The following is a 12710-nucleotide window of genomic DNA, read 5'->3' as shown; positions in this document are numbered from 1 at the left end:
GACCCGGATCACCAGATCTGGATGCGCTTGTCGCCGTCGCGGACCATCGCGTCGCCGGCCTTGCACTGGAAGGCGTTGGCGAAGGCGGGCATGTTCGACGGGGCACCGATCGCGCGGAAGTTCGCCGGTGCGTGCGGATCGGTGACCAGGCGCACTTCCAGTTCCTTCGGCGTGAAGTTGCGGCGCCACACGGTGCCGAAGTTCAGGAAGAAGCGCTGGTCGCGGGTCAGGCCGTCGATCATCGGATCGGCCTTGCCGGCGGTGGCGTGGCGCATCGCGTCGTAGGCGACGTTGATGCCGCCGAGGTCGGCGATGTTCTCGCCCAGCGTCAGCTTGCCGTTGACGTGCTTGCCCGGCGCCGCCTCGTAGCCGTCGAACTGCGCGATCAGCTTGTCGGTGAGCGCCGAGAAGCCCTTGGCGTCGGCATCGGTCCACCAGTTCTCGAAGTTGCCGGTGGGCCCGAAGCGGCTGCCCTGGTCGTCGTAGCCGTGGATCATTTCATGGCCGATCACCGCGCCGATGCCGCCATAGTTGAGCGGATCGTCGGCCTTGGGATCGAAGAACGGCGGCTGCAGGATCGCCGCCGGGAACACGATCTCGTTCTGCTGCGGGTTGTAGTAGGCGTTGACCGTCTGCGGGCTCATGCCCCACTCGGTCTTGTCCACCGGCTGGCCGATCTTCGACAGCTCGAAGCGGTAGTTGAAGGCGTTGCCGGCCAGGATGTTGTCGAGGTAGCTGGTGCGCGAGGTCTTCAGGCCCGACCAGTCGCGCCACTTGTCCGGATAGCCGATCTTCGGCGTGAACGACGCCCACTTCTCCAGCGCCTTCTGCTTGGTCTCCGGGCTCATCCACGAGAGCTGTTCCAGGCGCACCTTGAGCGCGTCGCGCAGGTTCTGCACGAGCTGCTCCATGCGCACCTTGGACTCGGCGGGGAACGCGGCCTTCACGTAGAGCTGGCCCAGCGCTTCGCCGGCCTCGCCCTCGATCGTGCCCAGCACGCGCTTCCAGCGCGGCTTCATTTCCTTCTGCCCGCGCATGGCGCGGCTGTAGAAGTCGAAGTTCTCCTGCACGAACGGCGCGCTGAGGAACGGCGAGGCGCCGTCGACGGTGTGGAAGCGCAGGTAGCTCTTCCAGGTGGCGGCCGGGGTGTCGCCCAGCATCTTGCCGACTTCCTGGTGGAAGGCGGGGATCGCCAGCGAGAACATCTTCGGCACCGCGACGCCCTGCGACTCGAAGAACTTCGTCCACGGGAAGTTCGGCGTCAGCTTGTCGGCCTCGGCCGGGGTCACCGGGTTGTAGGACAGCGCGGCGTCGCGCGAGAGTTCCTCGCTGGACTTCGACACGCCGGCCAGGCGGGTCTCGAACGCGACCACGTCCTTCGCCTGCTTCGCGGCGTCGGCGGCGGCGATGCCCGAGAGTTCCAGCACCTTGGCGATGTGCTTCTCGTAGGCGTCGAGCTTTTCCTTCTTGTCGGCGTCGAAGTAGTAGGCCTTGTCGGGCAGGCCCAGGCCGCCCTGGAAGGCGTAGGCGATGTTGACCGAGGAGTCCTTGAAGTCCGGGCTGGGGCCGAAGCCGAAGAGGGCGTTCTCGCCCTTGGCGGCGCTGGTGCGCAGGTACTGGGCGATCGACGCGTCGTCGGTCAGCGCATCGATCTCGGCCAGCCGGCTGTTGAGCGGGGTGATGCCCTGGGCGTTGATCTTCGCCTCGTCCATGCCGGTGGCCCAGAAATCGCCGACCAGCTTCTCGACGCCGGTGGCGTTGCGATCGGCGGCGGCGCGTTCGACCAACTGGTGCTGCACGGCCAGCGAACGCTCGCCCAGCATCTCGAAGGCGCCCCAGGAGGTGCGGTCGCCCGGGATCGGGTTCGAGGCCAGCCACTTGCCGTTGACGTAGCCGCCGAAGTCGCCGCAGACGTTCTTCGCGGCGTCGAGGTCGCCAGCCTTGAACTGGTTGTAGGGCGGCAGCTTGCTGGTGTCGAGCATCGGGGCCGCGGCGCCGGCGGCCTTGGCCGCGTGCGCCGGATCGGCGCCGAACAGCGCGATGCCGGAGACGACGGTCGCGACCGCGGCCGAAAGCAGGAGCAGGCGGGGGGGGTGGGAAGCGGATTGACGAGCGTTCACGGAGTCTCCGGCCCGGGCGGGCATGCGATGGATCGCCCCGGTCGGGGCGCGTGCGGCGACTCTAGCGCCGGCGGCCCGTCCGGTCCGGTGTCGAAGGTCATGGCGCGGTGTCCCCGCCTCGCGGTCCTTTGCGTTGACCAGAAGCGGGACCGGCCATCTCCGCAGTGCCGCGAACCCCGTCCATCCGTCATCCAGATCAATGAGGAATCCCGTGAAAGCACACACTCTGTTCGCCGCCTGCCTCGCGCTCGCGCTGCCCGCTCTCGTCATCGGCCAGGACGCCATCGCCGCCGGTACCAGCGCCCGCACGGAGCGTGGCGAACTGGTGCGCCGGATCGTCCTCAAGTGGGGCGGCCACGTGCAGGAAGCCTACAAGGCCGACATCGGCCGCTGGGCCGGCAACATGGGCCCGGTCTTCGCGAAGTCGTCGATCGAGGCCCTGCGTCGCGCCGCCGACGCCAGGACCTTCGACCAGATGAACAACGAACTGCTGGTCAGCGGCGGCAAGCCCGGCGGCTCGCCCTCGCTGCTGGCCGCTTCGGCCGCCAACGGCACCAAGGTCGCCAAGGCGCTCGGCGATGCCGCCGCCGATCTGGTGTACGTGCCCGTCACGCCGTGCCGCATCCTCGATACCCGCGTGTCCGGCACGCCGATCGCGGCCAACGGCACGCTCAACGTCGACGTGACTGCGGTCAGCAGCTATTCCTTCCAGGGCGGCGACGCGTCCAACTGCGGCGGCGCCGGCGCCGCGGGCTCCTTCGCCGCGGCGGCCATCAACTTCACCGTCGTCACGCCTTCCGCCGCCGGCTACATCACCGCGTATCCGTACCTGGTGACCCGCCCGCTGGCGGCCACGGTCAACTACACCGCTGGCGACATCCGCGGCAACTTCGCGGTGGTCCAGCTCGACCAGGGCGCATCCGCGTCTGAACTGACCATCTACTCCTTCGCCCAGACCCACGTCGTGGCCGACATCGTGGGCTACTACATCAATCCGGCGCCCACCGCGCTGCAGTGCCAGGACACGGCGAACACCATCAGCAACGTCGCCGCCGGCAACACGGCGAACGTGACCGCGCCGGCCTGCCCGACCGGGTACACCCAGACCGCCACCAACTGCGAGACGGGCAGCTGGCAGATGCCGATCGTGTTCAGCCACGGCGGCACCTGCTCGGCGCAGAACAACAGCACCCTCGCGTCCGAACTGCGCGCCTCCCGCACCTGCTGCAGGGTCCCGGGCCGCTGATCCGCCTCCGGATTTTCCCGGAGGTTTTCCCGGTCGTTCGCCCCGGAAGGGCCCGCACAGGCGGGCCCTTCCGCCGTCCGGGGAAGCGGGACTGACGCCCCCATCTCACTTTCGTCATCGCGATGGGGCACCATAGGCGGCCCCATGCCGCCCGGGGGGACGGGCGGCCATCCCTCCCTGTGGAGACGCTCATCGTGAAGTTCCGTCCTGTCGTCGCGGCCGCCCTGGCCTGCGTCCTGCCTGTCCTGTTCTCCGGCGCCGCCGATGCCGCCGGCAAACCGCATACCCTCCGTGGCGAACTCGTTCGCCAGATCGTGCTGAAGTGGGGTGTCCACGTCCAACGCGTCTATGGCGCCGATGTCCACGAGTGGGCCACCGACATGGGCCCGATCTTCGCCAAGGCCTCGCTCGGCAGCCTCGGGGTGGCCGCCAAGGCCCCGACCTTCGAGGCCATGAACAACGCCTTCCTCGTCGACAGCCGCGGCCGCACGGCCTCCGGCAACTTGGTCGCGGCGGTCAACAACGGCTCGCTGCGCCGCCCGACCAAGGCGCTGGGCGAGATCGCCAACGACCTGGTGTTCGTGCCGGTCACCCCGTGCCGCATCATCGACACCCGCGTCGCCGGCGGCGTGATCCCGGCCAACGGCACCCGCAGCTTCGACGTGTCCGAGACCGCCAACTACGCGGCGCAGGGCGGCGACACCACCGACTGCGGCGTGGGCGCGGCCGGCCCGTTCGCCGCGGCGGTGATCAACTTCACCGTGGTCACGCCGAACGCGGCCGGCTACATCACCGCCTATCCGTTTGGCGCCACCAAGCCGCTGGCGGCGACGGTGAACTACACCGCCGGCGACATCCGCGGCAACCTCGCGGTGGTCAAGCTCAACCAGGACGACGCCAGCCAGGACCTCAGCGTCTACACCTTCGCCGACACGCAGCTGGTCGCCGACCTCGTCGGTTACTACATCCACCCGCAGGCGACGGCGCTGGACTGCATGGAAGTCAGTTCGCTGCCCTCGGCCATCAACGCCGGCGCCATCGGCACGGTGCTCTCGCCGACCTGCCCGTCGGGCTACGTGATGACCGGCGGCGGCTGCAGCATGTCCGACTTCGGTGGCCGCGTGATCACCACCCGCATGCTGTCCGACTCGGAGCAGCAGTTCTGCGCCTTCGCCAACCAGGGCACGGCCGCCAGCAACGGCGTGGCCTACGGCCGCTGCTGCCGGACGCCGGGTCGCCCGTAACGCCTGCGCCCGCCGTATCCCATGCGTCACCCGGAAGGCCCGCTCGCGCGGGCCTTCCTCTTTGTCGGGGCTCCGATTTTCGCGTCGGATCCGGCACGGACATTCGCGCCGTCGATCGATGTCCCGGGTCCTGATTGCAGCGACCAATCAGATGCCGCACGGATGCCGGAAATCGATTGCGGCAAGGCGCATTCCGGCGCTAGCCTCGAAAGGCAAGGGCCTGGCCGCGCTGGCCGGGCCGGGCGAGGGGCCGCACACGGAGGTGTTGCTCTCCGGATCGCACGCGACGTGCCGATCCGGTCGGCCGCGTCGGTGGATCCCGTCGGCGCGATGTCCGATCGATGCAGGGAGGCATCTTCCGGACCTCACTCGATCAAGACAGGAGGTCTGTATGCATGGGAAAGCATCGAAGTCTGTCCGGCGGTTCGTCGTCACACTGGCGCTGGCCTGCGCGTTCGCCGTGCCCGCATGGGCGCAGGATCCGGCGCGCGTGGATCGTCAAGGGGCGCCGCGTTCGGAGCGCGCGCAGTGGGTGTACCGGATCGTCGCGAAATGGGGCGGCCACGTGCAGGAGGCATACCGTGTCGACCCGCGGCGATGGGCCGACTCGATGGGGCCGGTATTCGCGCGCGCATCGCTGCCGGTGTTGCGGGCGGCTGCGGAAGCGCGTGGGTTCGCGGCGATGAACGATGCGTTGCTGGCGACGTCGTCGCCCGCCGGCATCGTGCCGACGCGATCGAAGCCGGGCGGGAAGGCGCTCGGCGATCCGGGGCAGGATCTGGTCTACGTGCCGGTCACGCCGTGCCGCATCCTCGATACCCGCATCGTCGGTGGCCCGATCCCGGCGAACAGTTTTCGCGACTTCGACATCACCGACGTCATGCGTTTCGCGCCGCAGGGCGGGGATACCAGCAACTGCAACGTCGGCGACAAGGGCTCGTTCGCGGCCGCGGCGCTGAACATCACCGTCGTCAGCCCGAACACGGCCGGCTACATCACCGCCTTTCCGTATCTGGCCAGCCAGCCGACGGCGGCGACGCTCAACTACGTCGCCGGCGACATCCGCAACGGCTTGGCGATCGTGCGTCTCGACCAGAGCGCGGCCGCGTACGAGTTCAGCGTCTACAGCTATGCGCAGACGCATCTCGTCGCGGATATCGTGGGGTATTTCCGGGAGCCGGAGGCTACGGCGTTGGAGTGTATGACGCTTACTACGCCTGTCACTGGGGTGCCTTCGGGTATAACCACTTTTTCAAGCCCTAGCTGCGCTGCTGGCTACACTGCGATGTCAGGAAGCTGTCGAAGTGAAGCGCTTAACGCAATTATATATATCCACGGCGGATATATAAGCGATACGCAGTATACGTGTCAGTATTCAAATCCAAATGGTACCCGGCAGATTACGGCGAACGTTCGTTGTTGTCGTATACCGGGCCGTTGATTTCGGTAAAGGATTTTCTGCCAAGCGGCAAGCATCGCTAGTTAAGCGCGGCGCACCCGGGGCTGAGGCAAAGTCCCCGGTGCGCTGCGCTTTCCCCGGCGACTCCAGCCCTTTGACATACGGATAATGATTGCCACGCCACCTCGTTTGCGGGAAGCTGCCGCCAACGCAAGACGAGGTACCTCCCATGCGCGTCACCTTCCAAGGCGCTGCCGGTGAAGTCACCGGTTCGTTGCATCTGGTCGAAGCGGCGGGCAAGCGCCTGCTGCTCGACTGCGGGATGATCCAGGGCAGTCCGCAGGCCGAGGCCCGCAACGCCGATCCGTTCCCGTTCGAGCCGTCGGAACTCGATGCGCTGATCGTCAGCCACGCGCACATCGACCACATCGGGCGCCTGCCGCTGCTGGTGCAGCGCGGGTTCCGCGGGCCGATCTTCGCCCAGAAGGCCACCGCCGACCTGATGCCGATCATGCTGCTGGACGCCGCCGGCATCGCCGAGAGCGAGGCCGCACGCGCCAACCGCGATCGCCACCGCGGCCAGCCCGAGGCCGTGCCGCTGTACACCCGCGACGACGTCCGCGACGCGCTGCGCCAGCTCCGGCCGTTGCCGTACGACGCCCGCAACGAACTCTTTCCCGGCGTGGAGATGACCTTCCGCGACGCCGGCCACATCCTCGGGTCGAGCAGCGTCGAACTGTGGGCCGACGGCCGCAAGCTGGTGTTCTCGGGCGACCTCGGCCCCAAGGGCACGCCGATCCTGCGCGACCCGGCAGTGATCGACCGCGCCGACCTCGTGTTGATGGAGTCGACCTACGGCGACCGCCTGCACCGCGATCGCGCCGAAACCATCCAGGAGCTGGGCGAGATCCTCGACGACGCGTGGCACCAGGGCGGGGCGGTGCTGATCCCGGCCTTCGCCGTCGGCCGCAGCCAGGAGCTGCTGTACTGGTTCGCGCGGCACTGGGACGACTGGAAGCTCTCGCGCTGGCAGATCTTCCTCGACAGCCCGATGGCGTCGAAGGTGGTCGAGGTCTACGACCGCCACCACGACCTGTTCGATGCCGATGCCCAGGCGGTCTGGCGCTCGCGCCCGAACCCGTTCCGGCTGCCGAACCTGCGCATCACCGAGACCGTCGACGAATCGATGGCGATCAACCGCATCGAGCGCGGCCTGATCGTGATCGCCGGTTCGGGCATGGCCAACGCCGGTCGCATCCTGCATCACATGAAGCACCGCCTGCACCGCAAGCAGACGCACATCGTGTTCGTTGGCTACCAGGCCGAAGGCACGCTGGGCCGGCGCATCGTCGACGGCGCGCCGTGGGTGCGCATCCATGGCCATGACGTCCGCGTGAGCGCCAGGCGCCACACCGTCGGCGGGCTGTCGGCGCACACCGACCAGCACGGGCTGATCGAGTGGTACGGCCAGTTCGCCGGGCATCCGCCGCTGGCGCTGGTGCACGGCGAGGACAAGGCCCGCGAGGCGCTGGCCGGCGAGATCGGCGAGAAATTCGGCATCACCGCCACGCTGGCGCGGCCGGGGCTGGAACTCGACGTCTGAGCCGGCCTCGGGGCATGCCTGCCGGGACGGGCCGTTCAGAAAACCGCAGTCCGGACAGGCAGTTGCTGGCGGAACCAGCGGTTTTCGCGTAGCATCGGCCCCGTTTCGCGTACGGCGGGTCCGTTTTCCCTCGTCGCCGCTGTCCTTCCGGCACCGCTTTCGCGCCTGCCGAACCAGCGCGCTCCGCACGTCTTTCGTTGCGCGAACACGATCCGCCGTCCGGCGCGTCGTTTTCTCCTGCTCGCAGCGCGGTCGGAAAGCTCCGAGTGACAGACGCATCCCCTCGTGGATGCCCGGAGCATCATCATGACTTTCGAAACGCTCGGGCTCGCGCCCGCGCTGCTGCGCGCGTTGGCCGATACCGGCTATACCGTGCCCACCCCCATCCAGGCCGAAGCCATCCCGCTGGTGCTCGCTGGCGAGGACGTCCTCGGCGGTGCCCAGACCGGCACCGGCAAGACCGCCGCGTTCGGCCTGCCGCTGCTGCAGCGCCTCACCGCCGGCGCCAAGCCCGCGACCGGCCCGCGCAAGCCGCGCGCGCTGATCCTGGTGCCCACCCGCGAGCTCGCGGTGCAGGTCGCCGACAGCCTGCGCGCCTACGGCAAGTACGCCCGCCTCAACGTCACCACGATCTTCGGCGGCGCCGGCATGGGCCCGCAGGTCGACAACCTGCGCCGCGGCGTCGACATCCTCGTCGCCACGCCGGGTCGCCTGATCGACCACATGCAGCAGGGCAGCGCCAAGCTCGATGCGGTGGAAGTGCTGATCCTCGACGAAGCCGACCGCATGCTCGACATGGGCTTCCTGCCGGCGATGAAGCGCATCCTCGCCCGCGTGCCGGCCGAGCGGCAGACGCTGCTGTTCTCGGCCACGTTCGAGCCGCGCATCAAGCAGCTCGCGCTGGAATTCATGCGCGATCCGAAGCAGGTGCAGGTCGCCGCGCAGAACGCGGTCGCGGCGACGATCGCGCACCGCGCGCATCCGGTCGACGGTTCGCGCAAGCGCGACCTGCTGATCGACATCCTCACCAGGCGCCACACCGAGCAGGTGCTGGTCTTCGGCAAGACCAAGCACGGCTGCAACCGCCTCGCCGAGCAGCTCGAAACCGCCGGCCTGCCGGCGCTGGCGATCCACGGCAACAAGAGCCAGGCCGCGCGGCAGAAGGCGCTGAACCAGTTCAAGTCGGGCAAGGCGCGCATCCTGGTCGCCACCGACGTGGCCGCCCGCGGCCTCGACATCCCGAACCTGCCGCTGGTCATCAACCACGACCTGCCGATGGTCGCCGAGGACTACGTGCACCGCATCGGCCGCACCGGCCGCAACGGCGCGCACGGCGAGGCGATCTCGCTGGTGTCGCCGGACGAGGCACCGCTGCTGCGCCAGATCCAGCGCCTGCTGAAGGCGGACATCGCGCTGGAGGCCGTCGACGGCTTCGAGCCGAGTCGCCCGATCCGCCTCGACGCCAACGCGCCGGGCGCCCCGCGCAGCGGTGCGCCGCGTCCGCAGGCCCAGCGTCCGGGCGGGCAGCGTCCGCCGCGCAAGCCGGCGCATCGCGCGCACGGCAAGCCGGCCGACCGCGGTGCGCACGCGCATGCGCATACCGGCCAGAAGACGTCCGAGCAGGGACGCGGGCAGGGGCAGGGCAGGCGTCGCGACCAGCGCAGCTGATCGCTTGCATCGATCGATGCCACGGCATCGATAGTGTGCAGAAAAGGCCGGGATTCCCGGCCTTTTTTTCGTCCGGCGGATGTCCGGAATGCGTCCTCTTCCGCGAATGGACGCAATGCACGCGCTGCTGCAAGACGCCGGTCGCGTGCAGCCATCCGGGGGCGCACGATCCACGACGGATCGGTCGCAGCGGATCGATCGCGGAAGATCGATTCCGAAGGATCGCGAGGCCCCGGTACACCATCGCATTCACAAGGAGTGAAGCCCATGCGTCATGGTCATGCGGCCCGGATCGGGCCATCGAAGTTCTTGCACGCCACATCCCTCCTGGTCCTCTCGTGCGGCCTCACCGCCTGCGATCCGCCGTGGAGCGCGTCCACCGACACGCAGGCGCTTTCGGTCACCTCGGCCGGGACGGACGCCGGGTCGCGCGTCGCGTCCGCGCCGCCCGCCGCGCTCGCCCCCAAGGCCGTCAAGGGAGAAGCGCCGGTCGCCGAACCGACGCCGATCCCCGTCGAAGTCGAGCTGACGCCGATGGAACAGGCCGGCGATCCTGAAGGCAACGCGCGGCTCGCCGTGCGCTACCGCAACGCGGAGGAACTCGGCGACGTCGTCTACTTCGCGGTCGACGAAAAGCGCGAGTACGCCCTCAAGCGCGACGAGAAGGAACCCGACAAGTACGCGGCGATGATCGATTTCGACTTCGATCTGTTCGTCGAGGAACAGGCGCAGCGTCGCAAGGACATCGCCGAGGCGAAGCTCGAGGCCTTCGATGCCTTCGACGGACGCACGTGGACCGGCGAGGAGAAATTCGCCTTTCTCGACCCGGCGGAGGTCAGCGTCGCGCGCGAGAAGTCGCTCCCGCTGCGCATCCGTCCCGGCGTGATCATGCCGCCGGTGATGCCGAGTTTCGATCCGGGCAAGACGCTGATGATCACGGACCTGTCCGTGGTGCGCGATCCCGCCCGCACGTTCGACATCTGCGGCAACTACGGCAATCCGAACGGCGCGTGGACGTTCAAGACGCTGATGACCAACATGACGAACCAGTCGGCAACCGGCGTCGACCCGGCGGTCTTCGTGGAGAACTGGCTGCAGACCTGGAACACGAACGCCACCATCAACACGTATGCGGTGCCGGCGCGCACGAAGATCAACACGAAGGTGCTCAACGCCTGGCCGCGGATCGGCGGCAAGCTCGATCTCGACCAGTCGCCGATGCGCCTGCTGGCGATCGTCAACCGGCTCGACCTGCGCAGCGGTGCGACGAGAAGTTCGCCCTACGGCGCCGGCGGCACGACGGTCGATGCCGGCGAAGGTCGTTTCGTCTTCGGCGTCGTCGACCGCAACGCCAGCGGTGGCTGCTCGAAGATGGACTTCACCGTCATCCTCGAATACCGCGTGCCGATCCAGCAGTGCGCGGCCGTCCGCAGCTATGCCCAGCAGTGGGGCGCCCTGACCGGTCTCGCGCTCGGAAGCCCGGTCTACAACAATGCCCTGGAGGCGATCACTCGTCAGTTCACCGGCGCCGGCGTCGCCCCGGGCAAGCCCAACGGCAGCGCGATCAGCCAGATCCGCACCAACGAGATCGCGCTGGCCAACACGGGGTACGGCGGATTGCTGGGGGCCGCGCGGACCGCGTCGCTGTCCGGAGACAGTGCCGAGGCGATCGCGATGCGGCCTCCGGGTGGCGGTGGCGGCGATCCCTGGGAGCTGCGCGAGTTCAATCTCGATGCCGATCATCAGCTGCACCTCGTCACGACGAAGAACACGCCGCATCACCCCTTCAACCACACCTCGGCATTGGTGGGCATCATCAACGGGACATACAGCGGGCCGTCGTGGGTCACCGGTTCCACCTTCAACTTCTCGGTGGCCGACAGTGCCGTCTGGGATGACGGGTCGTACGTCGCCGACCCGGCGAGGCGGCGCAAGTTCTCGCTCGGGACCTGCGATGCCTGCCACGGCGGCGAAACCCGATACAACGGGAATCCGCTCGTGACCTTCCCGTCGGGGGCGACGCCGGAGACGTCGTTCGTCCATGTCACGCCGCGCCTGCCCAACGTGGCCAGCGATCTGTCGAAGTTCCTGACCGGCACCGGCACGCTGTCTTCGCCGTCGACGTTCCCCAAGGACGACCCGATCCAGCCGTGGGCGGTGTCGACGAGCCATTTCGGCGACCTGCTGCGCCGCAAGGCGGATCTGGCGTCGTTGACGGTGGCGAGATGCGAGGCCACGGCCGTCCTGCAGGAAGTGATGTTCCGGCCGGTGCTCGAAGCGCACTGATCGTCGCATCGCGCATCACGCGCAAAACGGAAGGGCCGGCATTGCCGGCCCTTCTCCTTTCAGGTGTGCCGACGGCGCGAGGTCAGCGATTCGGCGCCGGCGTGCATTTCTCGTCCTTGCCGAACAGACCGCCGATCATGCCGGGCTTCTCGCACTTCGGCTGCTTCGCCTCCTCGGCCGCGCGCAGGCGGGCGACGCGGTCGGCCTCGGCGCGCTGGCGGGTCGCTCGCAGTTGCGCCAGCTTCGCGCGGATCTGCGGCATCGCCGCCAGCGCGGCCTTCTCGCCTTCCAGGATCGCGCGGTTGCGCTGTTCGAAATCGGCCGGGCCGATGTCGTTGACGCGCGGGCGGATCACCACGTCGGCGCGCGCCATCTCCTGCGCGCCGAGGCGCTGGCCCATGATCGTGATCGACTGGTTGACGACGCCAAGCATGTTCTTCGGCGTGGCGCCGGTGGTCCTGGTGGAGATGTCGACGGCGATGACGAAATCGGCGCCCAACTGGCGCGCGGCGTCCACCGGCACCGGGCTGACCACGCCGCCGTCGACGTAGTGCACGTCGCCGATGCGCACCGGCTCGAACACGCCGGGGATGCTGCACGAGGCGCGCACGGCCTGGCCGACGTTGCCGCGCGCGAACACCATGCGGTCGCCGGTCTCCAGCTTCGTCGACACCGCGGCGAAGGGCAGGGCGAGCTTCTCGAACGGCCGGTTGCCGACCATGCGGTTGACGTAGTCCTGCAGCTTCTGGCCCTGGATCAGGCCGCCGTTGAACAGGGTGACGTCGCGGATCTCGGCTTCGTCCAGCGCGACCGCGCTTTCCTGCATCTGGAACACGGTCATGCCGCTGGCGTAGAGCGCACCGACCACGCTGCCGGCGCTGGTGCCGGACACGACCTCGGGCTTGAAGCCGTTGGCCTCGAGCATCTTGATCACGCCGATGTGGGCGAAGCCCTTGGCCGCACCGCCGCCGAGGGCCAGGCCGATGCGGATCTTCACGGGCCTGGGCGCGGGGGGCGGCGTGACGACCGCCGGCGGCGGCGTGGGGCGGGTGGGGCTGCCGCAGGCGGCGAGGAGGACGAGACAGCAGGCGACGAGGGCGGGGCGGAAGCGGTGCATGGGGGCAGGCGATGGGAAAACCCGGGC

The 12710-nt window shown here is 68.6% G+C and carries 8 protein-coding genes; 6 read left to right on the top strand and 2 right to left on the bottom strand.

What is annotated here, in order from left to right:
• Nucleotides 1–8: 8 nt before the first annotated feature.
• A complete protein-coding gene (locus tag ACT53Q_RS09870) occupies nucleotides 9–2144 on the bottom strand; it encodes a M13 family metallopeptidase (RefSeq protein WP_476186479.1) in 2136 nt (711 codons plus the stop codon).
• A 187-nt stretch (nucleotides 2145–2331) separates the two neighbouring features.
• Here ACT53Q_RS09870 and ACT53Q_RS09865 point away from each other — a divergent pair, with 187 nt between their 5' ends.
• From ACT53Q_RS09865 to ACT53Q_RS09840, 6 genes are all read left to right on the top strand, one after another.
• A complete protein-coding gene (locus ACT53Q_RS09865; protein WP_476186478.1) occupies nucleotides 2332–3366 on the top strand; it encodes a hypothetical protein in 1035 nt (344 codons plus the stop codon).
• Between the two features lie 194 nt (nucleotides 3367–3560).
• A complete protein-coding gene (locus tag ACT53Q_RS09860) occupies nucleotides 3561–4610 on the top strand; it encodes a hypothetical protein (protein WP_476186477.1) in 1050 nt (349 codons plus the stop codon).
• Between the two features lie 391 nt (nucleotides 4611–5001).
• Nucleotides 5002–6051: a hypothetical protein gene (locus ACT53Q_RS09855; protein WP_476186476.1), complete on the top strand. Its 1050-nt coding sequence runs from the start codon at nucleotides 5002–5004 to the stop codon at nucleotides 6049–6051.
• A 187-nt stretch (nucleotides 6052–6238) separates the two neighbouring features.
• A complete protein-coding gene (locus ACT53Q_RS09850) occupies nucleotides 6239–7612 on the top strand; it encodes an MBL fold metallo-hydrolase (RefSeq protein WP_476186475.1) in 1374 nt (457 codons plus the stop codon).
• 306 nt (nucleotides 7613–7918) lie between these two features.
• Nucleotides 7919–9280 carry a DEAD/DEAH box helicase gene (locus ACT53Q_RS09845; protein WP_476186474.1) on the top strand — a complete coding sequence of 454 codons (1362 nt, stop codon included), beginning with the start codon at nucleotides 7919–7921 and terminating at the stop codon, nucleotides 9278–9280.
• Nucleotides 9281–9589: 309 nt separating this feature from the next.
• On the top strand, nucleotides 9590–11566 hold the full coding sequence (locus tag ACT53Q_RS09840) for a hypothetical protein (RefSeq protein ID WP_476186473.1): 1977 nt from the start codon (nucleotides 9590–9592) through the stop codon (nucleotides 11564–11566).
• Between the two features lie 82 nt (nucleotides 11567–11648).
• Here ACT53Q_RS09840 and ACT53Q_RS09835 read toward each other — a convergent pair whose 3' ends face one another.
• Nucleotides 11649–12683, bottom strand: a complete 1035-nt coding sequence (locus tag ACT53Q_RS09835) for a patatin-like phospholipase family protein (protein WP_476186472.1) — start codon at nucleotides 12681–12683, stop codon at nucleotides 11649–11651.
• Between the last annotated feature and the right edge of the window lie 27 nt (nucleotides 12684–12710).

It is taken from the genome of Lysobacter sp. DMC97, from assembly GCF_056313745.1.
This window is presented reverse-complemented; position numbering and strand designations above follow the sequence as displayed.

Excerpts from the sequence above, each read along its gene's own strand:
- ACT53Q_RS09870 (WP_476186479.1), bottom strand. The coding sequence starts at position 2,144 with ATGCCCGCCCGGGCCGGAGACTCCGTGAACGCTCGTCAATCCGCTTCC.
- ACT53Q_RS09855 (WP_476186476.1), top strand. The coding sequence starts at position 5,002 with ATGCATGGGAAAGCATCGAAGTCTGTCCGGCGGTTCGTCGTCACACTG.
- ACT53Q_RS09850 (WP_476186475.1), top strand. The coding sequence starts at position 6,239 with ATGCGCGTCACCTTCCAAGGCGCTGCCGGTGAAGTCACCGGTTCGTTG.
- ACT53Q_RS09845 (WP_476186474.1), top strand. The coding sequence starts at position 7,919 with ATGACTTTCGAAACGCTCGGGCTCGCGCCCGCGCTGCTGCGCGCGTTG.
- ACT53Q_RS09835 (WP_476186472.1), bottom strand. The coding sequence starts at position 12,683 with ATGCACCGCTTCCGCCCCGCCCTCGTCGCCTGCTGTCTCGTCCTCCTC.